This is a genomic window from Phocaeicola sp. GP0067 (assembly GCF_031119655.1).
In the GTDB taxonomy this organism is placed as follows: Bacteria; Bacteroidota; Bacteroidia; order Bacteroidales; family Bacteroidaceae; genus Phocaeicola; species Phocaeicola vulgatus.
Genome location: NZ_JAVHZY010000005.1, coordinates 120,877 through 144,895 on the forward strand (window position 1 = coordinate 120,877; position 24,019 = coordinate 144,895).

Genomic DNA, 24,019 nt, shown 5'->3' on the forward strand with positions numbered 1-24,019 from the left:
ACCTTATTATAAAAAACACTTAGCTTTAATTCATTATTTTTTCGTATTTAAATAGTAAAGAAGGGATTCTTTCACCTTTTCATCCGAAGTTACAATCAAAAATTCACCGCCTCTTTTATCATACAGAAAGCAATAAGTCTTATAAAGAGCTATACCTGCTATCTCCTCCCAAGGGAATGTCTGTTTCAGTTCCGCCTTATCATATGTCAGCCCTTCCGGAGTTATTTCCACCCAAGTCTGCCCCGCAATACTCCGCTTATAAATCTTATTTAGTCTGACAGGCAGCATAATCAAGATATAAATAAGACACAAGAACCAAATCAGCAGCGGACTGAACAGGCTTTGCTCTTCGGGAACAATATAGTGCCCTGTACACAGTGCAATACAAATATAAATGATGAACAACAAAGAGAAACTGAAATGACGGATGTCCCACAATTTATACAAAGCATACTTTTTCAGGCTGATATTATAATCACAAACCACGACACCTGGTTCCCGTGTCAGTTTGCTTTTCGGTATGCTGAAGATACGCAATATCTGGATTCCCCGTTTCACGCCATACCCGAATAATAAAACCATCACACCAAGATTTATCAAGATCCACCACCACAATGATTCGTTTGCCAAAGCCGGTTGCCCGACAAGCACCATTGATGCAAAAGTGATACCCGCCACCAATAACAACATACTACAAATTACAGTTAAAATCCATCCTTTTGTTTTCATAATAACCTTTTTATTTTATTCCATGACGGGAAACAAAGATAAAAGATTATAGCTAGATAACAAATAAAGAGCCGTCGAATTTAAATTATTGTTTGGTTAGGAACTTAGATTTTTTTCGTATGTTTGTCGCAAATATTAATGAAAAACACATTTCTATCTATGAAAAAGAGTGATATTCTGTTCTTTTTGTTTGTAATAGCATTGTTTCTACCCTTTTTTATTAGCGATACCATTTATGAATGGTACAAATCTTTCAATGCAATCCATGGTATGGTCATGAGTTTTGTGAAGTTCGCCATTCTAGCTACTTTGGGAGAAATGCTTGGGCTTCGCATCAGCACAGGAGTGTATCACAACAAGACCTTCGGTATTATCCCACGCATGGTAATCTGGGGGGTACTGGGTATGGGTATCAATATGGCTATGATTATTTTTTCAAAAGGCACTCCCATTTTCTTGGAATATATGGGTCTGGAATATGCCTCCACATTGATGAACGGGGATTTCTGTCTTGCCAAATTTCTGGTTGCACTGGCTATTTCCGTTACAATGAACTCTATATTCGCTCCTGTATTCATGACATTACATAAAATAACAGACACTCATATCGGGAATTGTGGCGGCTCTATCAAAGCGCTTTCCACCCCTATTCCCATGACACGTATTTTCACCGGATTGAATTGGGCGGTACTTTGGAGCTTTGTATTCAAAAAGACCATCCCTTTGTTCTGGTATCCGGCCCACACCATCACTTTCCTGCTTCCTCCGGACATGCGGGTATTATTTGCCGCCATTCTAGGGGTGGTACTGGGAGTATTACTAGCTATCGCTGCTAAAAAGGAATAACAATCTTCATGTATAATGAATACCAGCCTTCCCTGCTTTTAGCCCCCTATATTGACAAATACTGGGAATTTAAAGGCAATCCGGACTATGGGATGAAAATCAACATATTGCCGGACGGTTGCACCGATTTTATCTTCACCCTTGGCGAAGTAGCTGACATAGCGGAACAAGAAAGTCTTATAATGCAACCCTACCGTTCTTATTTTGTAGGTCCCATGAGCCGATACTCCACCCTAATAACCTATGCGAAAAGCATCCATATGTTTGGTATCCGTTTTCTGCCTTGCGGTTTATTCCGCTTCATGCAATTACCATTGGAAGAACTTGGGAATCAAAGAATCAGCACTTTTGAGTCAGGAGGTATCTTCAACGACTCGCTAGCAGAAAGATTATGTGAACAACCGTACATACAGGACAAAATCAGACTGATAGAATCTTTTCTCACCCAAGCCTTATGTACTAACAACAAGATAGAAAAACAGATATCATATGCAGTAGATTGCATTAACCTTTCCAAAGGCCAACTGCCTATCCGTTCTTTAGTAGAAAATGTATGCTTGTGCCAAAGACACTTCGAGCGCAAGTTCAAACATCAGACCGGATATTCCCCTAAGGAATACAGCCGGATTATCAAATTCAAGAATGCAGTGGATTTACTGCGTTCCACCTCTTCCAATCAACTCTTCTCTGTTGCCATTGAGGCCGGATACTATGACACAGCCCATTTGAGTAAGGAAATAAAAGCCTTATCAGGCAATACACCCGGTTCCTTTTTATCCTTACCGGTTACGGAAGAAACCACATTAACATATCTGAAACTATAAAAGTCGTTTTTTTACAACGAAGCCATCCTGGCGTTTCTTACTTTTGTACCGTATCAAAAACTAAAAAGAAACAATGGAATCACTTAAAGAAAAAGCAAAAGCTTTGCTTCAACAATGTGAAGTAGTCACACTAACTTCCATCAATAAAGAAGGGTATCCCCGGCCGGTTCCCTTGAGTAAAATCAAAACGGAAGGATTAACAACCATCTGGTTTGCAACAGGAAACAGTTCGGCAAAGACAAAGGATTTCCGCTCTAATCCGAAAGCCGGCATATGTTTCTACAAAGAGGGAAACAGCGTGGCCATGACCGGAGAAGTGGAAGTTGTATCAGACACTGGCACCAAGAAAGAGTTATGGCAAGACTGGTTTATCCATCATTTTCCTAAAGGACCGGAAGACCCCGAATATATCCTGCTGAAGTTCCGGGGAAACCATGCCACCATTTGGATTGACGGCCAGTTTGTTCACAGAAAAGTCTAAGTTTCCACCTCTTATCCTTGGATTTTTTCACATTTTATTTTTCATACACGTCTGTCATCCTTGAAACATCTTATTATATATGGATGTTTTAAGAATGACAGACAGGCATGAAAGGAATTCAAGACATCAGCTCCAGACCATCCGTCTACAAAATTCATCTCTTCCCTACCCTACCTTTCCAATACTTTCCCTACCTTTGTGCCATAAGTACGTATGACAAATACCAATATGGAACAACAACAATCATCTTATAAAGAAAAAGAACGTATAGACCTTCGCGAGCCGCGACGCTTCAAAGTTACTATTTTCAATGACGACTTTACTACAATGGAATTTGTTGTAAAGATATTAACTACCGTTTTTTTCAAATCAACGATGGAAGCAGAAGCTTTGATGATGCAAGTACACAAAAGTGAATCGGCCGTAATAGGCATCTATACGTATGATATCGCCCGGTCAAAAGTACAAAAAGCCACCCGTATGGCTCGTGAAGAGGGTTTCCCTCTCCGACTCACGGTTACACCGGAAGAAGAATAAAAAATCAAGAATAAGATATGGATATACCAAATACCGATTCGGTGAACTACGCTTTCGCTTCTGCGCAGAGCCAAGCGATGCAATATCGGCATGAATTTATCACGCCCGAACACTTATTGAGCGCATTGCTGGAACAAGTTCCTTTTCAAAAAGCATTGGCAGAGTGTTTTTGTACCCCGGAAGAACTGTCCCAGTCCATTTCCGAATATCTGTCGAAAAAAGTGGAACGAGTTCCTCAAGAAATAGAATATGAGTTGGAAATTTCAGGTCAACTCTCCGAGCTGCTGCAATATGCCTATATGACAATCAGCCATTCAAGCGCAGAAGAAATGGATGTTCCTCATCTGGTACAAGGAATGCTTCAACTGGAAGATTCATGGGCCGGCTATCTGCTAAAAGAAACAGTGGGAGAAGATATGCCGGAGTTTCTCAGCTCCCTCATTTCAAATTACGAGCACATGAATCAGTTTCAAGAGGAAACTTCCTCTGAGCAAGAGAAAAGCGAACCTTGGCGCAACTACGTCACCTGCCTCAATGAAGGTCTGCAAGACCGGAATCCGCTTATAGGCCGGAATGTGGAATTGGAACGCACCATTCAAGTTCTCTGCCGCAAAGAAAAGAACAACCCTCTGCACGTGGGTGAACCGGGAGTGGGAAAAACCGCACTGGTCTACGGACTGGCTGCACGTATAGAAGCAGGCAATGTTCCCGAACGCCTCACAGGTTGTCGTATCTACGAACTGGATTTAGGCAACTTATTGGCCGGTACACAATATCGGGGTGAATTCGAGAAAAGGCTGAAAGCCATTATGGAAGGAATACGGAAAGAAGGACACGCCATTGTATATATAGATGAAATACATAACCTGATAGGCGCCGGACGGACGGGAGACGGTTCGATGGATGCCTCTAATATGCTCAAGCCTTATTTGGAAGGAGGAGAGATCCGGTTTATCGGTTCCACTACTTACGAAGAATTCAACCGCTATTTTTCACGTAGCAGAGGATTGGTACGGCGTTTCCAACAGATTGACATACAGGAACCCGGAATCGAAGAAACTATCCACATAGTAGAAGGATTAAAAGAAAGGTACGAAACGTTCCATGGAGTAGTTTATGAAGAAGGAGTGATAGCATATGCCGTCACAGCTGCCGCACGGTATATCAGCGACCGTTTTTTGCCCGACAAGGCCATCGACCTGGTGGACGAAGCCGGGGCTTATCGTGAAATCCACCCCACAGATACAGAAACACAAACGGTGGACAAAGCATTGATAACCGATATACTGGCACGTATCTGTAAAGTGGATGTACTCGCCATGAAGGAAGAGGACAATGCCACATTAGAAACCTTGTATGAACGCATCAGTGCAAAGATATACGGTCAGGAAGAAGCTGTCTGCCAAGTAGTGGAAGCCGTACAAATGGCCAAAGCCGGGCTACTGGACGAAAACAAACCACTGGCCAGCCTTCTCTTCGTTGGCCCCACCGGAGTGGGAAAGACGGAAGTAGCCAAAGTATTGGCCTCCGAGCTAGGTATTGCCCTGCAACGCTTTGACATGAGCGAATATACGGAAAAGCATACAGTGGCCAAACTCATCGGCTCACCTGCCGGATATATAGGTTATGAAGACGGCGGACTGCTGACAGATGCTATCCGCAAAACTCCCAACTGTGTGTTACTGCTTGACGAAATAGAAAAAGCGCATCCTGATATATTCAATATCCTGCTGCAAGTCATGGACTATGCCGTACTGACGGATAACAAAGGACGGAAAGCGGACTGCCGCCATGTTATACTTATCATGACCTCCAATGCCGGAGCACAATTCGCGCACCAAGCCTCTATAGGTTTCAGCGGACAAATTACTGCCGGAGAGGCAATGTTGAAACAAGTTAAGAAAACTTTCAAACCTGAATTCATCAACCGGTTGTCTGCAACAGTCGTCTTCCATGATATGGATTACGGAATGGCTTCTCTCATCCTGAACAAAAAACTCAACGAACTGAAAAACAAACTGTCTGCACGTCATGTAGGAATGGAACTCAGCCCGGAAGCCTATAAGCATCTGCTGAAACTAGGTTTCACCAAAGAATATGGTGCCAGGGAAATGGACAGGGTAATTACTTCGCAGCTGAAGCCACTGCTTATGCGTGAAATCCTATTCGGAGCATTAAAAACAGGAGGTAAAGTAAGAGTGACAGCAGGAAACGGAGAATTGAGCTTGCAAGTACTCAAAGAGTAATACCTTTAAATGAATCGGCAACTTCTCCGCAGAGGCAGAGATACGGAGAAGTTCCTACAGAAGATATTATATGAATCCAATAAATAAAAAACAATATGGTCTTTCAACTAACTCAAAAACTTGTTTTTCCCGACCCTCACTATGGCGAACCGGACGGACTATTGGCAGTGGGCGGCGACCTCTCCGTAGACCGTCTCCTCCTTGCCTATTCCAATGGCATATTCCCTTGGTATGCTTTCCGTGAAAAACAGATACAATGGTGGTGTCCCCTGAAACGGTTTGTGATTTTCCCTAACGAGATTCACATTTCTCACTCCATGCGTACTTTTATGAACAAAGAACAATATGGAGTCAGTTTTAACCAGGCATTCCATGAAGTGATTCAAACCTGCGGCAATCTGCGGATGGAAGAAACGGGAGCATGGTTGGGCAAAGATATCATGAAAGCCTACATCCGCCTGCATGAGCAAGGTTTCGCGACCAGCGTGGAAGTATGGGAAGAATCTTGTCTGGTCGGCGGACTCTATGGAGTCACTTTGGGAAAGTGTTTTTTCGGCGAAAGCATGTTTTCTCTAGTCCCCAATGCATCGAAACTGGCGCTTATCTATCTGGCACAAACATTTCAGGAGTTGGGAGGAACCTTGATTGATTGTCAGTTTGAAACCCCACACTTAAAGTCAATGGGTGGAAGGTATATAGACTATGAGGAGTATATGAGGTATGTGCAGGAACCTCTTGAATCTCTGTAAAGTCTTTGTTTACCGATTTTGATTATCAAATCATCAGTCAAAAATAAAATATAGGATACAAAGCTGAGATTATCAAATATATTTGCTAGCTTTGTTTTCGACATTACAAACAGAGCTATTTACCCAACTCAAAAACAAACATGAAAAAGATATTCTACTGTTTTTTACTACTTACCTTCTTTGTCTTGTCTTGCTCCAAAGAAGAGGCCGATATGGATGGTAGCCAAAATAAAGAAACAGAAAATAAAGAGATCAAAATTATATTAGAAGCAGAAACAAGTTCTCAAAACATATTTGCTCCTATTGTATTCTACCAATCTTTTGATTTTGGTAAAGATGCACCTTGTCTAAGCGAAGTGTATGATTCCATAGTGTGGAAATCATCTCATTCCCCAAATAGCTTTAAAGTATTCAGTCATTCAAATTATGCCAGATATGTGGAAACAACATTTTTCAAATGGGCACATGTTTATTATTCACCCGGCACATACAAGACTTATCTGCTAGGTTACAAAAACAATGAAATAATCTATAGTAGTGATACAATATCCATTGATATCACAAATAAAAAAGATTTCCTTGCTTTCAATTGGAAAGACGTAACCGACTCCGATTTTACCACAGGCTATGCAAATAATCTGGACGGATATTATCTGAGTACGCAAACCCATATCCATCAAGGTGTCCCATCTGTTATGCTGTATGCCAAAAATGAGAAATATGAAAAAGGGGGATCTATGAAAAGCAAACAAATACTGTATAACTACATAAATTCATTTTTCTCACTCCCTAATTATACCGCAACCTCAGACGAGTCTTTGAGAAAAGAATTCAGCACTATATTTTCATTTCAAGAGGAGAATGCCATTCCACTAAACATTTGGCTTACCCCCAAAGCTAAAATTGTACTCCTCAGAAAAGATTTCAAGGGACTAGAGAGCGAATACAAAATTTATGCCGAACCAGGAGATTTGATTTAACCTGCAAAACACAATTGTTTAACTAATGAAACATCAACTCTGTATATAGCTACATTCAACGAATAGCACTACCAATCCAAACTATTTGGCTATTTTGACGGATCTTAAATAAGATTTGTTACAGAGTTTTATACCCTTATTATTAATCCACACAGATTGTGCACCATCCCTAAACCGATAAGTGCATAAGCATGGTTATACATTAAGTTAAACAATGAATTATACATATAAACAAATATGGCTCATCAACCTTCCTGTAATGATGAGCGTTTTAATGGAGCAATTAATCAACATTACCGATGCCGTCTTTCTGGGCCATGTCGGTGAAGTGGAACTTGGCGCATCTGCCTTGGCAGGAATATATTATCTGGCAACTTATATGCTAGGCTTCGGTTTCAGCATAGGACTACAAGTCATGATTGCCCGCAGGAATGGAGAACAGAACTATGCAGAAACAGGACGTACCTTCTTTCAAGGACTATTTTTCCTTTCCGGACTAGCACTCTCTTTATGTTTGTTGATACAGGGCCTTTCCCCCTTCCTCTTGAAACAATTAATTACCTCACCGGAAATCTATCAGGCTGTAACGGACTATCTGGACTGGCGCAGTTTCGGACTTTTATTTTCATTTCCCTTTCTGGCACTCCGGGCTTTCTTTGTGGGAATAATAAAGACCAGGTCCTTATCTTGGGCCGCAATAGCAGCCGTACTTATCAACATCCCTTTCAATTACCTGTTAATATTTACCTTAAAATTTGGGATAGCAGGATCGGCAATAGCCTCAACGCTAGCAGAAATGGGATCGTTAATCATTCTCCTTATCCATATGTGGAGAAAGATTGATAAAAACAAGTATGGACTGCAACCGATATTTGATGGAAAGCTATTGAAAAGACTGTTTTACCTGTCCGTATGGAGCATGCTGCATTCTTTTATCAGTATGGCGCCGTGGTTCCTGTTCTTCATCGCCATCGAACATTTAGGAAAGATGGAACTGGCCGTTTCCAACATAACCCGCAGCGTTTCCACCCTCTTTTTTGTGATTGTCAGTTCTTTAGGAGCCACCAACGGTTCCTTGGTAAGCAATCTTTTAGGAGCCGGACAACAAAAAGGTGTTTTTCCTATCTGCCACAAAATCATCAAAATGGGATATGCCATCGGTTTTCCGCTGGTAGGAGTCGCATTGTTTTGTGATTATTGGATTATCGGATTTTACACCAACAACGAAACACTGGTGCAACACACTGTCCCCCCTTTCATCGTCATGCTGTTCAATTATATATTCGCAGTACCCGGATATGTCTACATCAGTGCCGTCACCGGAACCGGAAAGACAAAAATTGCCTTTATCTTCCAAGTGGTTACCATTATGGTATATCTTCTTTATCTTTACTGGCTGAGCCACTGTGTACATGCACCTTTAGCGGTATATATGACAACCGAATATCTGTTTGTCATCATGTTGGGAATACAATCTGTCATTTACTTGAAAAGGAAACATTACTAAGTTCCTTGTTACCCCCTTTCTCCCGATTCATTCCGGCAATAAATAGTTATTTATAACTATCTTCAGTTTGAAAGCTTTTCTCTACTTTTGCAAACCAACTATAAAAGACAGCGTATGAATATTTTCGACATTGCCAAACAGAATCAGGAAAAAGCCTGGCAAGTTATCAAAAACACGAACATCATCCAGATATGGGAAGATGCCGGTGCAAAAATTAATCTGGTAGGTTCACTCAGAACAGGGCTGCTGATGAAACATAGGGACATTGATTTCCATATTTATTCATCACCCTTAAACCTGACGGACAGCTTTCAGGCAATGGCCAGACTAGCTGAGAATCCGTCCATCAAAAGAATAGAATGCGCTAATCTGCTGCATACTGCCGAAGCCTGTATCGAATGGCATGCATGGTATCAAAATGAAGAAAATGAACTTTGGCAGATGGATATGATTCACATCCGGGAAGGTTCACGTTATGACGGTTATTTTGAAAAGGTAGCCCAACGCATTTCGGAAATTATGACCGATGAAATACGGGAAACTATTCTAAGATTAAAATATGAAACACCGGAAACCGAGAAAATCATCGGAGTGGAGTATTATCAGGCAGTCATCCGGGATGGGGTGCGGGATTATAGCGGATTTAAGGAATGGAGAAAGCAGCATCCTATTACAGGAGTAGTAGAATGGATGCCTTGACCCGATGAAATCGGGCATCAGCTTAACAGCCCCGACTCCTGTCCTAGGCGTATTGCCTCCAAAGAGTTTTGTACTCCCAGCTTACGCAACAGATTTTGCCGGTGAATATGGACAGTATGAATACTGATACATAATTTATCGGCAATTTCTTTGCTTAAGAATCCTCGTTGGATGAGGCGTAATATCTCCATTTCACGTCCGGTAAGACCGAAAGCCGGATTCATTATCATCACACCGGGTGAAAACATTTCTCCATTTCTCAGATTCAGCACAGTACATTCCACCTGTTCTGATTCTTTTTGGCCGGGAGCCATACTCATATTCCCTATAATGAGCCATGCTTTTCCGTCATGGCTCTGTTCCAAAACTTGATGCCTGCTTGTTACACGCACATAGTTGCCACGAGCATTGAGTATACGGAAACTATACACATTACAATAGTCATTCCGATGTTCAAAAGGCTGGTTATAAATGAACTTCCCCAGCCTGACTTGCAAGTCTTCCAATTGGGAGCGATCATGCGGATGAATACGTGACTCCAGATAATCACCCTGTTTTTCCAATGTTTCTATCTTGTGCCTGTCATACCCCAACCAATCGACAAAACCCGTAGAAGCATACGCATAACATCCTTTATATACATCCACCACGAAAGAACAGCCGCCATTGATTCTGGACAACTTCTGGAGCATGGATTTATCCCGTTCCCATACCGCATAATCCATGTTTTTGCAAGACAAATGTTGCTTTGCCCACAATTCCTCACGGGTGACATTTGTTACACTCATATTCTTACTCTTTATCAAAGTGGTACTTCAAGAAGATAGATCTTATCAGCCTACTCACTTACTTTTTTCAAAGTAAAACAGTCTATATCTGGAGCCCAGCAAAATGAGCTTCCCATACGTATCTTATTATTCCCTGCTTTCAAATGCACCGGAACAGTAATCGAAGCTATCTTTTGAGTCTCATCCGCCGACAGCGAATCAAGAAGAATCCTTTTTTCATTATTCACACAGACTTCCAGCTTACGGTCTGCTTTAGGCACATAGCGGATAGTCATTTCATATTCACCGCCCTGCTCGCTGTACACCTCTTTCCATTCTGCAAAATTCTCTTTCCGCCCTCCCAGATAACTTACCTTCATGCCTCCGGATGCTTCATGTAACGGAGCATATACGATGCTTTTCGGAGTCTTTCCCAAATCATTGAAACAAGGCAGATAAGCCCATTCCGCTTCATAAACAGTCGCTTCCAATCTCTTCTCGGACTCCATACGTAAAATCAGCACACTATGGGGAGGTAATTCTCGATTCAGAACACCCCCTTTTATCTCCGGCAAATCCTGGTGTTTCACCAGATCGCGTGCCTTAACCTTTCCTCCTAATTCCAAAATATTCATCGGAACTGTAAAGCTACAAATCGTATCCGAAGGATTGTATAAAGCAACCGCACGTACATTACCACGCTTTCGTTCTATATCCTTCACCAACACATACCCTTCATTTTCATGCTGAACTACGTATGCCTGCAATCCTAAAGGGTCTTGGTTCAAAGCTATCAGTTCTTTATTTTTCAACAGTTTTAATGACGTCTCCGGAATGGTTGTCAGATCACATCCTATCAACAAAGGTGAACTCATGATACACCACATTCCAAAATGTACCTCTTCCTCTTCAGGTTTTAGCCCTCGACCTATCTCCAACATATCCATATCATTATAATGACCTTCTCCCGCATAGGCAGACAGATAAAGATTTTTATCGATGATATATTTTACTGATCCCCACTCCGGGCGGATATCCGCACTGATTCGCCATGAACGAGCAAGGTTTCTAGCCCAAGTACCTGGGAAAGCCCATCGACAGATATTAATAGAAACATGTCCGCAACCCAGATTATCTATAGCCTGGCGTATTTCGGTATATCGTTTTTCTTCTTCCAGATTCAATTCCTGACCGGCTCCGCAATAATCAATCTTGATAAAATCAAATCCCCACTCTTTAAAATACAACGTGGCATCCTGAAATTCATGTCCATACAAACCGGAACCTATGCCGTTCATATCTTTATCCCAGATGGAACCGCAAGTATTGCTTCCCGCATCCGAATAAATACCGGCTTTCAATCCTAAAGAATGAATATGATCCGCCACTCCCTTCAATCCGTTCGGGAAACGCTCGGGATGTGTTTGCATCACTCCTTTTTCATCCCGCCATCCAAAAAAACCGTCATCTACATTCACATAGGAATAGCCCACTTCTTTCAGTCCTTTTTGCACCATAGCATCCGCTTGCCTTATTATTAAGGTGTCATTGATATGAACCCGATAGGTATTCCATGAGCTCCACCCCATAATAGGAGATTCAAAAACAGTCGTATTTTGGGCGAATACGCCGGAACATAGACCGAAAGCTAAAGTCAAAAACAAATTTCTCATATTCATTAATTCTCATTTTTTACTTAAAGAAATCATCAAGAAGGTATATCTTATGATCCTAATGGTTAACAGGAAAATAAAATCAGTTTTATCATGTAGGGAGCAAAGATAACGAAAAACTCTTACCTCCCTATATACTTTCACAAAAAATATTCGGCTGGTAGGATGTTAGCATTATAATCCGAGAATAGAATTTGACCCATAAAATAGGGTGTCCCGATTTCGTCCCGGCGGATTTGCTAAAAATGAGATAAGCCACTGAAGTTCAGTGGCTTATCCTTTACAATGTCGGAATGAGGCGACTCGAACGCCCGACCCCTACGTCCCGAACGTAGTGCGCTACCAACTGCGCTACATTCCGTTTCTGTTTTGCGAGTGCAAAGGTAAAGCATTTTTTTGAAATCAAAAAGAATTTCATAGAAAATTTGCAAAAAATTTGTAGAATCAAAAAATATGCCTACCTTTGCAACCGCAAACAAGAAACAATAGTTTCTGAGAGGTGTTCTATTACAAAGTGAAAAGCTCTACCGATAACCATTTTGGTGCCATAGCTCAGTTGGTAGAGCAAAGGACTGAAAATCCTTGTGTCCCCGGTTCGATTCCTGGTGGCACCACCAAAGTAAGTTTTTCACTTTAAAGCAGTTACAGTAAAATGTAACTGCTTTTTTTATGCTTTAAGCCCTCGTTTACGCCCTGCGATTAGGAAAAATATTTTCAGAGTATACAAATAAAGATGTGACTCGTGTCAAACCGGCACTTTGGTATAATGAAATTGAAGAGTTTGGATATGATACATTCACCACTGTTGCAAATTCCATTGAGAATCATTACGAACGGATATTAAACTACTTTGTAAACAGAAGAACAAATGCTGCTGCGGAAGCTTTTAATGCAAAAATTAAAGCATTTAGGGCTTCATTTCGTGGAGTAGTAGATAAGAGGTTCTTTTTGTATAGATTAGCAAAAGTTAATCCCCCCAAGAATTACAACTGAACCAGAAAAATTAGTATCACTCCACAAACCTAATTTACAAAACATTTCAATCGTTTGATTGATATATTTCATCATGTTCGATAAATTTTTCCCTGCATCTTCAAGCTCTCGTCTGATTTCTGCTAATCTCGAATTTAATTCGCTCATAATAGCCATATATATTTCACTATTAATTTCTCCCAAACCGAACTTTGACTGTATTAATTCGATTTTCACACTCTGTTTTCCGTTTTAAAAGGACTTTCTTTATTTCACCTTTACTTTGTATTTTTCAAAAACCTTTCTTAAAACGATTGATATACTTCTGATGCAGTTTCTCTGTACTATGCTATGATTACCTTTACACCCTTTCTTATTACATTTATAATAATCCCGTCCACGTGCTTTCACTGTGTATCCAGTTAAATAGCCGCCACAGTCTGAACAGATGATATGCCTTTTCAATGGAAATGGTTCAGTAATTTCTTTGTGTTCATATCCTGCATTCGATATACCATTCACTTTATTAAACATAGCCTCATCAATTAATATCTCTTGATTACCTTTTATAACTTCATCCCCCAACAAACTATGTTGTATATACCCACAATAAAACGGATTATGAAGAATTTTGGATAACCCCAACCCCTTTAACCGCTGAACTTTTTCTATATCTCCAATCCCCTCTGTTGCTTTCCAAATAAAAGCATCACGCAATATTTTGCCCGTTTCATTTACTGTAAGAATATGGTCTTTGTCAATCTTTACCTTATCATACCCTAATGGTGGTTTGGAATACCAGTTACCTTTTCTTTGACAATCAGTCATACTAACAACAGCTTTATCTCTTCTCAAACTATTTCCAAATTGGTTAAAAAGAAAAATCATGTTTTCCATGAATGTGCCAGCTGCACTATCTGGGTCAATTGCTTGCGTTGCTGAAACAACATAAATACCTTTTGCTTTTAAATACGCTTTTGTCATTATGCCCTCTGGACCTGTACGAATAAAACGGTCATAAGAAGCAACTAATATTACATTAATTTCCTTATCTTTAGCCACTTTTTCAATCATATTATGATATAGTTTCCCCTCAGTCTGTGCGCTCTCATTAGTATCCCCAAAATATTCTTTTATGCGGATACCTTTACTAGCAGCATATTCATCACAAATTCTTTTTTGCGACTCTAAACTACCGTTGTTGTCCGCTTGTTTCCCCGTTGAGACTCGTGTCCAGACAGCAGCAACTTTATGCTCCAATTTGGAATACTCTACTACTTTCTCTTTACTTTTTTTTCTTACTCATAAATCATCAAATTAAAGATTAAACGTAATAACACCTAATGTATAGAAGAATTCCAGTATCTTTTTTTGTTCTTCTTTATCTAAAACACCTATTGTTTGAAATGTCTTATCATAAACTGTCAATTCATCCTCGTTAAACATTTGTTATAAAGGATTATTTGTCACGCCCTAATGCCCATAAGCTTCTATCATTTCATTACGAATAGCACTGACTATCTTGTAATTGGTTATAGAACTGGACGGATTTACCATGACTCCACAGAAGACCTGATAGAGTATGTTGCCGTTAAGATGTGCCACCAGCTGCCTGTCGGAAAAGCCAATGTAGGTTCAATGCCATAAGAGCAATCCTAGCAAAAAGACTGAAAATGTTCTTCTAACCTAGACTCTACTCTGACAGACCCGCTTCTTTTGCTATACGCTCAAACGGAAACACAGAATGAACCTTGTCAAGTTTACTCTCATCAAAAATCTTGCGATATTTTGAAAAAAAAATCAAATTCTGTAAAGCCCAAAGTAAGGTAGATCTCGAAAATATTTCGTATTTTAACCATATCTTAGTTTGAATATTTCCCTCGCTTTGGCAGCCAAACCTTATTTGCGGGGAAGATCTAAACATACACAAAAGCCAACTAATTCGCAATAATTCAAGTATAAATTAGTTGATTTATTTTATATATATGCTGCAATGGTTTTTCATATCCTTCAAATAAAAAATATCTCTTCCTTCTCACTATAAGAAGAGAATGAATCATAAATATTACATTATGACGCATCCTCAAAATCGTTCATCTACCCAATCTCATAAATTAACGATTCTATTTCACATATATAGAGTAAAAGTCAGATAAAATCTGTGATTCTTAATTTATAATCAATGGGAATTGTTTTATCTAGTTGGTCCAACAATTCTTTTCTAAAGAAAGGAATATTATGAGCTTTTTCTATAAATGACAAAGGTGAACTATAAACTATGTTTAATAAGGTATCTGCCTTTTCTTTTGAATAGTTTTTCTCCACCAATCGCAATAATTCCATTTCTTCGGCTCCATCACGCCAACGCTCTAATCTGGCAGAGGCTATAGGACCTTTACATCCCAAGATATCACCAGGATAAATGAGTATACCATCACCATGTGGCATATCAGTGATATAAGTAAATGGATTTCGTTTGTGATAAATATTACAGTTCCAATAGAGAAAACCTTGGCTACCGTTTTTCCAAGTACGCCACATGATAGCTCTTTGCTGTATCCCCTTCATCTGTAATAAAAAGTTTGGTTCATTTCCACCTGGTTGCCAACAAACATAACTCCACCAGTCTATACCTTCAGGCACTTTATAGCGTATATGTTGCACTTCTTCTTCATTGCCTTTACAAGGAGCTAAACTTATAGTAGCAACATGAATATGATGTTTCAAATAGTCAAACACTGCATACAAATCTCCTTTACGTGGACCGTTTCGGGGACCACAAAAGAATGTGGTTAAAATCCGAGCATCTGAAGCATATTTCCGAATAATATTGACTTTTCGTTTGATTTGCTCATAATCCTCCATATAGGCAGGTTCATCCCAAATATAGAAAAGTGATTCTTTTAATTTTCCTTTCTTTTGGATATTACATAATAAAGACGCAAGTTCATTCTCCGACAATGTAAAAAACGGAAGCATGTAACAACTATATCTTCTATCATTTAATAATCGGATGCTTCGTTTGTCATTCCATGCCCAAGGTGAGAACGAATGTTCGTATTGCCAACGTTCCGGAGTAATCTGTGTACCAAATACAGGAGTCATTCTATAGCTTAATACAAAGTCTACCCATCGTTGCCGTTCTTTATCGGCTTCTTTATCATTAAGACATTCAGTCATACAACGATTCTCAACTCCAACAGTGATAGGGATAGATGACTTTAAAGGAATGGTAGTATGATGTACGTTATAATCCAGCTGTATCGTAAAATGTTTACTTCCTTCTATCTTTATCGTCTGATGATACTTTCCGACTGGAACCCTTGACGGACACTGTACAGTAATCCATACAGCAGTCAATGTATCCGTACATTTCAACTGATTTTTAAAAGGGACTAACGCGTCATAATAACCATTCATTTTTTTAAGTTCTCTAGCCGATATTTGAATACCTTTCAAATATCGGTCGAAAGTGAAACGATATTCCTCATTAACTTTGCTAGGAAAGACTAATTGAATATGTTCTACTTCACCTCTAGCCATTTCCAAGTGAACCTTTGAGGTTTGAGCGTAATTTCTGTATACTTGTGGGGATTCTACAGAAGGAATTATCCAAATATTTGCTTTTGGATAACTGGCACATATAGACAGGAATCCAACCCATAGTTGAATAAGCGTTAAAAAATACTTCATATTTATTTCAGATTAAATGTAGTCACTACAGCCGCATGGTCAGAGGGGTAGCGAACAGGATGTTTGTCTATCATCTCCGATTGGATAGCTTTGATATCCTTCCCTTTATAATAAATAAAATCTATACGGTATTGCAATTCATTCTTCGCCATAGTAGACCATGTAAGACATGGATATTTTTTCACGTCAGGATGAATCTCACGATAAGAGTCAATAAAATGAGCTTTTTCCATCAACTTGCTGGTGGGCCATTCTATAACATACCCGTTGTGTCCATTCATGTTTTTTGTATCATCTTTCCAATCCAGATGCGAATCACTGTTAAAATCACCGGAAACTATGAGAGGTGTTTCCATGGTATTCCATTGGGATGGAAAAGCTTTCAAGATACTTTGCAATTGTGCAGCTCTCCTACTCCACTCCCCCGCTATGATATTTTCTATGGATTCACAGGCGTTTATTTGGTCATTAGTGATAGGACGATAATCCAGCCAAAGGTTAATGTAATTTATTTGTTGTGACGGACTAATTTGCAATGTCGCCGCACTGCAATTGAAGGAATCATACAAATCATAGGTATCTGTGATAGGATACCGGCTCATGATGGATAAATTGGAACTACGTAAATAGAAATAGTAGCCTAATGCATCTGCAATAATAGCACCTGAACCGTAGGTTTCTACCATACCGATCACATCTGGATTTTCTGCTTTTATAACCTCTACGACCCTATTCACTCCTACCTCTTGCCCCAATTCATGACCACCATGAAAGATATTGAAAGCCATCACCTTCAGTTGTGACAAACGTTGGGTGTCCGTAACTGAAATTTTGGGTAGTTCCACATGGCTTATAAATGTAAATTCTTTGATATAACCATTGAATGCATTCCACTGACCATCATCTACAGAGCCTATTCTAAGTGTATTGTTGGTGGCTAAATTGACATTTCCGTTGGTACAGTAAATAGCCACATTCAACTGATCGTAATACATGCGCATCTCCTGTTTACCGGCATCATGTGTCACTGTCAAGGTATGCCACTTATCATCATTTATGGGTTGGCGCAAGGCAGTAGGTCTATATTCCCATGGAGTGTTTTTCCCATCGCAAAAGTGCACTATCCATGATCCGTTGTCTTGGGTGCCTATCCAAATGCCTGCTTCGTTTGGTATATTGTTCTTTTTATTGGTAATCAAGGCTTTTTCACCTAATTCACGGGCATGACTACGCACCTTTATAGAAAAGGTAAAAGAACCGCTCATGCTTACGGAATCTATTTCAGATACTTTTATTCCATGGCGCTCAAAGGCATTTTCACTTAAATCAAGTATTTCTCCGGGTTGTACAAAATATCTTATCTCTTTGGCCGTCAAAAAAGCAGGCAGGAAGAGCAGTATAAATAATAGTTGCTTTTTCATACTGAATTTATTGTTTATTCAAAATATTGTTTTATTGATGTTGCTTTATCCCAATATTATGGCTGTTGATATAATTTTTATCTATCCAACGAGTAAGAAAATAATCCATAGACCGAACAAAACGATTGTAGTTTTTACGCTTGTTGTCTGTCCATCCTGTTTCGGCATGGGCCGCCCAATATGGATATATCATTCTATACATATCCTCCACTTGTGGTATCCATTCTCCCCACATCTGACACCCTATACCTATAATCTGTTTTTGTTCCTGCATGGTAAGCCCTTCGGGTATTGGATTGAACGCATATGCTTTTTCCAAAGGGATAGGTTCGAAATCATATTCCAACCCAGGCGTTATACGGTCATGGTTAAAGTTCAGATAAGTATATTTAAAATAACTGTTAACTATCTTATAACCTCGTTTGGCTGCCTTCCGTAAAAGGTCATGATTGCCAGTCCAGAACTGTACCACCGCGTCCTCTGAAAGCTGGTTTCCTGCTTCAATTGTAACTTCACTTTGGTATCCATGCAATTTGTCACCAGTTATATCATTCCAACCCATCATTATTCTTCCTTTCGATTTCAGATAAGAGGCTATATGGTTAGTGAACCACATCTGAAGTTCGGCAGCTGAGTTTATCCCTTTTTCTTTCATGAATGTTCGTACCTCGGATGAGTTATTCCATTGCTCTTGTCGCACTTCATCGCCACCAATGTGAATGATTCTCGAAGGAAACAGTTCCATCACTTCATCGAGTACATCCTTCAAAAAAGTACGTGTGCGTGGATCGGCTACATTGAAGGCACTGTTTTTGACTCCAAAGGTACAAGGCACTTTGATTTTTTCATCTGTACTGCCTAACCAAGGATACGCGGCAATGGCGGCTGAAGCATGTCCCGGCATCTCTATTTCAGGAACAACTGTAATGTGAAGATTCCGGGCATAGGAAACAATTTCTTTTATTTCACGCTGTGTATAGTATCCATCGAACGGCTTACCATCGAACACTTTGCTTTCATACCAGTTGAGCTGAGTAGAATCTCTATGCGCGCCTATTTCTGTGAGCAGCGGATATTTCTTTATTTCTATACGCCATCCCTGGTCTTCGGTAAGATGCCAATGGAAAGTGTTCATTTTTAAAATAGCCATTTCATCCAACAATTGTTTTACCTCTTTCATGCCCTTAAAGGCTCTTCCATCATCAAGCATGAATGAGCGCCATTTAAAAGCCGGAGCATCATCAATGACTACATAAGGTATTCTTATTTGTCCTTGATGAGTGGTAATAAGCTGACGGAAAGTCTGCAGACCATAAAACACACCTTGAGGTGTGGAACCTTCAATACGGATACCTTGTTCGTTTACAGTAAGACGATATCCTTCAGGATGGGGAATCCACTTAGATAAAGTCAATTGCATATTTCCCTGCTTGGTGTGTTGTACGATGAGTCCATGTTCCTCTAACAACAGTTGTTTTAAGTAATCGGCTTCATTTTTCAAGGCATTGGGATAAACAAGCTGACAGGACATAAAAGGATAATGTCCCGGATGAACCTTTACCTCATTGGGATAAGGAAGTATTTCTAAAGGTGCAGTTTGCGCTACAAGCATACCTGCCAAGTATAAATATATTATTGATAATAAAAATCGTTTCATATTCGAACTATTTGTTTATATTGAATGTCCAATTTCCACCTTCTTTCATAGTGATAAAGATACTTTCATCCTTATCTTGATGAATGCATTTGACTATGCTGCTTTTATGTGATATGTCTTTCCCGTTTTTCCAAATTAGCTTGTTATTCAACGTGATGCTTTTGCATTGGAAAGGCAGGCAGATGGTAGCACGTGGACCTTGTGGTGAATTTACCTGAAGTTGAAACGTCCTTTCATCATCTTTAAAGGAAACTTTAATGTTTCCTTTAACTGTGGGAACTAAAATTTCAGCCTCTTTCACTCCTGTAGGTTGCGGAGCTATACGATAAGCCTTATATCCGGCTTCCGTAGGAGTTATACCGCACACATATTGCGACAGGATAGTAAGACCGCCGCCACTCCAGGCATGATTGGTAGTACCACCGGGGAATCCATTAGGACCAATCCCCCATCCTTCATAAAGGGTCGTGTGTTCAGAATCGTTCACCATTTCAGCAAAACGCCGTTTCATACGCTCCATCCCATAATAATTTTCCCCCATTCTAAAAAGAGCTTCTATGACATACTTTTCCATATAAGGACTGGCATGTTCATTCTGCTTCAATACTTTAATCAATGCAGGATATTTTTCTTTATCTGCTAAGCCAGACACGATGGCTAAAGCTTGTACCCGGTCATCTGTCTTTAGCCTATAATCAGGATGACGGTAAGCTTTTCCATTCCAAAATGCGGCGTTAAATGCCTTTTTCAGTGCTTTCATCTCTTGGAGTATAGCATCTGCTTCTGCATTCATTCCCAAAGCGGTAGCCATGTGTTGCTGCCCTTTTAGAGCAATATAGTACCAAGCATTAAAGAGCGCTTTGATATCAATATTTTTTCCCCAATCACCCCAAGTCCATTCTCCGGCTCTGAAGGTGATGGTACCATCGTTATTCTTCTGCCAAATATCCAAGTATTTTTGTATTTTGGGATATAGATCTCTAATGGTTTTAAGGTCTCCTGTATTCAAATAATAATTCCAAAAACCAAAGTAACCGATAGACGCCAACATTTGACCGGGAAGTTCAGTGTGATAGTTGGACGAAGGGATAGGAGCGAAGATTTCTCCTGTAGGACGCTGCCACCCCATGAGTTCATACATCCCTTTTTTCATGAGCAGATGGCTGCTCACCGACAATGCATAGAAGGCTTCTCCTGATTCGTTCACTTCATCACCCCACCATTGAGCCCGCTCTCTGTCAGGACAATCCATATAAGTATCACGCATGGTAATATAAAGTGTGCGTTGTGATTTCTCCCACATTTTATTCAAGAAAGGATCGTTACAGCGAAAGTATCCTTCGAATTCTGTGTTATATCCTGTCTCTCTGAACTGTACTTTGGTAAGGTTTATTCCTTTGGGATAAATGTAATATACTTTCTCACCGTTCATCCAACCTTTATTTTCATACGACTGCTTTCCTTTTTTGGTCAGATATTCTGCTCTGACATTATATGCGCTTCCTCCTTGATAGTGGCTTGTAAATATAGTAACGACTGAATGGGCTTTCTCTGCTTCCAACTCCATGTAAGGCATAATTTGAGCATTGTAAGGAAGCTGACAAACTAAAGTATCATTTATTGTACCGCTGTGAACAGTTTGTGAGACGTAATTCTTCAAACCAAAATCTTTCCAAAGCGGAATGATACGATGATGCAGTTTATTCCATGGTGCATCGCCTTCCTTTCCAACCACACGTGCTTTGGCCCAATATTGGCATGCTGCGTTTTCACCTTTTTCCCAATTGTCCATAGCGAGTTCTGCATTAAATCCGATACTTGATTCAGGTAAACGGAAATTAGGATACGGCGCCAATGGGGTATAATAAGCAGGGTGCATGGCGGCTTTCCACGAGTCATCACTCTGCAAGGTGAGCTCAGCAGTTTGGCAATCGAACAAGAAAGCGCCTTGACCACTGGGATTATATGAAAATCCTTCTTTGCCAAAATACCATACTAACGCAGATATAAGATTATGTCCTTGCTTGAGGTGTGGGGCTATATCCACTTCATCATAATAGGTGTCATTGGGATTAGGACCACGTTTTACGGCACCTTCCAAGACAACCAGTTTGCCGTTAATCCAAAGCCAATATTTGCTGTCTGCTGCAATACGAGTTAAAGCTTTGGCAGGAACAGCATTTATATTAAATTCCTTTTGAAAGCATATCCAAGAATTTGTCGCATTTTGATTCTCAAAAGCAGTAATCCATTGTGGAACAGACACCGCAGACAACTGTAGGGAAACAACACATAGGATGACTAGAGTTAAGAAATATTTTTTCATGATATAGAAATGAGCTATACGGTTTATAGAAGACATGAACTATCTATCTTCTATTTATTATTCTATTTTTTATTATAGGGCTAGGGAGCTATCCCCAGCCTATAATTGTGTAATTACCAAAATTTAGTTTGGCTAAGGTTTTCATTTAGTATAAGCTGTTGCTTTGGTATCGGAAAATAATAATATTTAGGTTCTTCAAATTTACGTGTGTTCGAATTTACTTCAGTAGACGACATGATGTAACCATGATCTTTTTCTGACAGACAAATCGCAGTTTGGGCTCCTGAACTTTCTTTCATATAATAGAATACATAATTGTTTCGTTCCGATTCAGGTATTGTATTAGCTGCTTCACTTTCAAAAATACCTACATCAGGAATTCCGTCACCTGTAAAGTCGTGTAGTCCAAATTGGTCAATATATACACCTTGCTGAATCTCTTCAAATAATCTCCCTGATTTCCATCGAAGCAAATCATCATATCTAAAGCATTCGCAAGCAAATTCAATTCTTCGCTCACGACGAATTTCGAGAATAACTTCCTTTTGGGAACCTGTTACATTAGGATATTGTTTTTCCAAATTTGCATTCAAGTTCAAAGAAGCTAATAATATGGCAGGCATACCCACTCTATCTCTTACTACATTGATGGTTGCATCCAAATCCGCCTGCTTCAAAATACCCAACTCCGCTTTAGCTTCAGCGTAAATATATAAAATTTCAGCATAACGCATTACCGGGATGTCATTGTAAGAACGAAACCAATCCATTTGGTCAGCTGTTTGAGCTACAAATTTAGTTTGAGGATATCCTCCTAAGTATAAGTTAGGAACAAAAGGCCTGTTTTCTCCCGGACGAATATATCCTGGATACATAAAAGTTTGTTTATAACGGGGATCCCGATTCTTGAACGTCTCGGGCATAGACATCTTATCATAATCAGGAACTGAGGTGAATGGAATAGCTTTACCATTTTTGATGTATTCATAATTTTCCATTAAGCTACGGCTTAAACTGCTCACATAACTGAAAACTCTTCTTGCTGCATCATGTTTAATGTTTTGCTTGTCATCAAAATCCTTAAACAAGAGAATTTCCGGACTATCTCCTAAATTATTACTTATGAACAGATTTTCATAAGCATTATCTATTCCTCCTCTTTTATCAATAGAAAACAAATGGGTTTCCATTATTTTTTCACAAGCGTTTATAGCTATCTTATAGAAATGTTCGGCACTGACCTGTAACCCCAATTCATCATGATATTTACGGAAAGAGGCTTCATGCAGCGCTATACGAGCCATCATGCCATAAGCATACCATTTATTGATGACACTTCTATTCTTCATATCTGCCGAGATATGGTTGACCGCAAATTCCAAATCTTTAAAGATAGAATCGACAACTAACTCACGACTGTCTTTCCCTTTGTAAAGAAGATCTGTACTCGTATCTTTAAGTGAAGTGGAATACCAGGGTACTTCATTGAAACGTTTTATCATCTCATAATACCACTGAGCACGCATCAAACGTGTAATTCCAATATAGTGATTGATGACCGTAGGTGATCCTTTTGTCTTATGGACATTCTCCAGAAGAATATTATACTTTCTCAAAGTACCCCAATTATCCCAACCTCCTACTGACTGTTCGGTGATTCCTCCATGCATCATGTTGACTATTTCTGTAGGTTCAGAATAGATAGAAGCATTGTCTGTCGCGTAATCGTGATAATAATAGATTAACTCATTATAGAAAGTATTAGTATAAAGTTCCAAATCTTTTTCGGAAGTAAAGTATGTTTTATCCGACAAATCGGTATCAGGATACCTTTCCAGAAAGGAATCATTACAACTGACCAGTAATAGTCCACATAAAATATATGCTATTTTTTTTATTTTCATAATTAGTA

Annotated in this window: 20 protein-coding genes, 2 tRNA genes and 1 pseudogene; 11 read left to right on the forward strand and 12 right to left on the reverse strand. The window is 39.6% G+C overall.

Annotation, left to right across the window (positions count from 1 at the left end):
• Positions 1 to 33: 33 nt before the first annotated feature.
• A complete protein-coding gene (locus RE317_RS05920; RefSeq protein WP_005840961.1) occupies positions 34 to 729 on the reverse strand; it encodes a hypothetical protein in 696 nt (231 codons plus the stop codon).
• A 159-nt stretch (positions 730 to 888) separates the two neighbouring features.
• On the opposite strand from RE317_RS05920, the gene RE317_RS05925 reads away from it, so the two are divergent.
• The 9 genes from RE317_RS05925 (at position 889) to RE317_RS05965 (ending at position 9,598) form a co-directional block, all read left to right on the forward strand.
• A complete protein-coding gene (locus tag RE317_RS05925; protein WP_005850701.1) occupies positions 889 to 1,575 on the forward strand; it encodes a hypothetical protein in 687 nt (228 codons plus the stop codon).
• Between the two features lie 8 nt (positions 1,576 to 1,583).
• Positions 1,584 to 2,399 (forward strand): DUF6597 domain-containing transcriptional factor, encoded by an 816-nt coding sequence (locus tag RE317_RS05930; protein ID WP_005840958.1) that lies wholly within the window; start codon positions 1,584 to 1,586, stop codon positions 2,397 to 2,399.
• Positions 2,400 to 2,472: 73 nt separating this feature from the next.
• Positions 2,473 to 2,880 carry a pyridoxamine 5'-phosphate oxidase family protein gene (locus tag RE317_RS05935; protein WP_005850699.1) on the forward strand — a complete coding sequence of 136 codons (408 nt, stop codon included), beginning with the start codon at positions 2,473 to 2,475 and terminating at the stop codon, positions 2,878 to 2,880.
• Between the two features lie 228 nt (positions 2,881 to 3,108).
• On the forward strand, positions 3,109 to 3,417 hold the full coding sequence (locus tag RE317_RS05940) for an ATP-dependent Clp protease adaptor ClpS (RefSeq protein WP_008781423.1): 309 nt from the start codon (positions 3,109 to 3,111) through the stop codon (positions 3,415 to 3,417).
• Between the two features lie 17 nt (positions 3,418 to 3,434).
• The gene (locus RE317_RS05945; RefSeq protein ID WP_008670885.1) at positions 3,435 to 5,663 is read left to right on the forward strand and encodes an AAA family ATPase; all 2,229 of its coding nucleotides are present in this window, start codon (positions 3,435 to 3,437) and stop codon (positions 5,661 to 5,663) included.
• A gap of 95 nt (positions 5,664 to 5,758) precedes the next feature.
• Positions 5,759 to 6,412: a leucyl/phenylalanyl-tRNA--protein transferase gene (gene aat / locus RE317_RS05950; protein WP_005840948.1), complete on the forward strand. Its 654-nt coding sequence runs from the start codon at positions 5,759 to 5,761 to the stop codon at positions 6,410 to 6,412.
• A gap of 140 nt (positions 6,413 to 6,552) precedes the next feature.
• Complete coding sequence (locus tag RE317_RS05955) at positions 6,553 to 7,392, forward strand: hypothetical protein (RefSeq protein ID WP_008670883.1); 840 nt, start codon at positions 6,553 to 6,555, stop codon at positions 7,390 to 7,392.
• 214 nt (positions 7,393 to 7,606) lie between these two features.
• Positions 7,607 to 8,899 carry an MATE family efflux transporter gene (locus RE317_RS05960; RefSeq protein ID WP_005850695.1) on the forward strand — a complete coding sequence of 431 codons (1,293 nt, stop codon included), beginning with the start codon at positions 7,607 to 7,609 and terminating at the stop codon, positions 8,897 to 8,899.
• A gap of 114 nt (positions 8,900 to 9,013) precedes the next feature.
• The gene (locus RE317_RS05965) at positions 9,014 to 9,598 is read left to right on the forward strand and encodes a hypothetical protein (RefSeq protein WP_005850694.1); all 585 of its coding nucleotides are present in this window, start codon (positions 9,014 to 9,016) and stop codon (positions 9,596 to 9,598) included.
• Positions 9,599 to 9,615: 17 nt separating this feature from the next.
• Here the strand turns inward: RE317_RS05965 and RE317_RS05970 are convergent, their stop codons facing one another.
• The 3 genes from RE317_RS05970 to RE317_RS05980 all read right to left on the reverse strand — a co-directional run bounded on the left by RE317_RS05970 (position 9,616) and on the right by RE317_RS05980 (position 12,399).
• On the reverse strand, positions 9,616 to 10,386 hold the full coding sequence (locus tag RE317_RS05970) for a LuxR C-terminal-related transcriptional regulator (protein WP_008670880.1): 771 nt from the start codon (positions 10,384 to 10,386) through the stop codon (positions 9,616 to 9,618).
• Between the two features lie 50 nt (positions 10,387 to 10,436).
• Positions 10,437 to 12,044: an alpha-galactosidase gene (locus RE317_RS05975; RefSeq protein WP_008670879.1), complete on the reverse strand. Its 1,608-nt coding sequence runs from the start codon at positions 12,042 to 12,044 to the stop codon at positions 10,437 to 10,439.
• 282 nt (positions 12,045 to 12,326) lie between these two features.
• Positions 12,327 to 12,399 (reverse strand) — tRNA-Pro (locus RE317_RS05980).
• Positions 12,400 to 12,579: 180 nt separating this feature from the next.
• On the opposite strand from RE317_RS05980, the gene RE317_RS05985 reads away from it, so the two are divergent.
• Both RE317_RS05985 and RE317_RS05990 read left to right on the forward strand, forming a co-directional pair.
• Positions 12,580 to 12,655, forward strand: a tRNA-Phe gene (locus RE317_RS05985).
• A 91-nt stretch (positions 12,656 to 12,746) separates the two neighbouring features.
• Positions 12,747 to 13,031, forward strand: coding sequence for a transposase (locus tag RE317_RS05990; protein ID WP_117873616.1), 285 nt, complete (start codon positions 12,747 to 12,749; stop codon positions 13,029 to 13,031).
• On the opposite strand, the gene RE317_RS05995 is transcribed toward RE317_RS05990, so the two are convergent.
• The 8 genes and pseudogenes from RE317_RS05995 to RE317_RS06025 form a co-directional block, all read right to left on the reverse strand.
• Positions 12,996 to 13,247 carry a hypothetical protein gene (locus RE317_RS05995; RefSeq protein ID WP_032939282.1) on the reverse strand — a complete coding sequence of 84 codons (252 nt, stop codon included), beginning with the start codon at positions 13,245 to 13,247 and terminating at the stop codon, positions 12,996 to 12,998. The two genes, RE317_RS05990 and RE317_RS05995, sit on opposite strands and share 36 nt — an antisense overlap.
• Positions 13,248 to 13,277: 30 nt before the next feature.
• Positions 13,278 to 14,270 (reverse strand): recombinase family protein, encoded by a 993-nt coding sequence (locus RE317_RS06000; RefSeq protein WP_005844973.1) that lies wholly within the window; start codon positions 14,268 to 14,270, stop codon positions 13,278 to 13,280.
• A gap of 234 nt (positions 14,271 to 14,504) precedes the next feature.
• Positions 14,505 to 14,869 (reverse strand): annotated as a pseudogene (locus tag RE317_RS20965) (DDE transposase); the annotation flags it as partial.
• A 289-nt stretch (positions 14,870 to 15,158) separates the two neighbouring features.
• Positions 15,159 to 16,703 carry a DUF4091 domain-containing protein gene (locus RE317_RS06005; RefSeq protein ID WP_008666830.1) on the reverse strand — a complete coding sequence of 515 codons (1,545 nt, stop codon included), beginning with the start codon at positions 16,701 to 16,703 and terminating at the stop codon, positions 15,159 to 15,161.
• Between the two features lie 2 nt (positions 16,704 to 16,705).
• On the reverse strand, positions 16,706 to 18,124 hold the full coding sequence (locus tag RE317_RS06010; protein WP_005844963.1) for an endonuclease/exonuclease/phosphatase family protein: 1,419 nt from the start codon (positions 18,122 to 18,124) through the stop codon (positions 16,706 to 16,708).
• 31 nt (positions 18,125 to 18,155) lie between these two features.
• Positions 18,156 to 19,781 (reverse strand): beta-N-acetylhexosaminidase, encoded by a 1,626-nt coding sequence (locus tag RE317_RS06015; RefSeq protein WP_050484649.1) that lies wholly within the window; start codon positions 19,779 to 19,781, stop codon positions 18,156 to 18,158.
• A gap of 7 nt (positions 19,782 to 19,788) precedes the next feature.
• Positions 19,789 to 22,107, reverse strand: coding sequence for an alpha-L-rhamnosidase C-terminal domain-containing protein (locus RE317_RS06020; protein WP_032946252.1), 2,319 nt, complete (start codon positions 22,105 to 22,107; stop codon positions 19,789 to 19,791).
• A gap of 113 nt (positions 22,108 to 22,220) precedes the next feature.
• Positions 22,221 to 24,011: a RagB/SusD family nutrient uptake outer membrane protein gene (locus RE317_RS06025; RefSeq protein WP_005844957.1), complete on the reverse strand. Its 1,791-nt coding sequence runs from the start codon at positions 24,009 to 24,011 to the stop codon at positions 22,221 to 22,223.
• Positions 24,012 to 24,019: the final 8 nt, after the last annotated feature.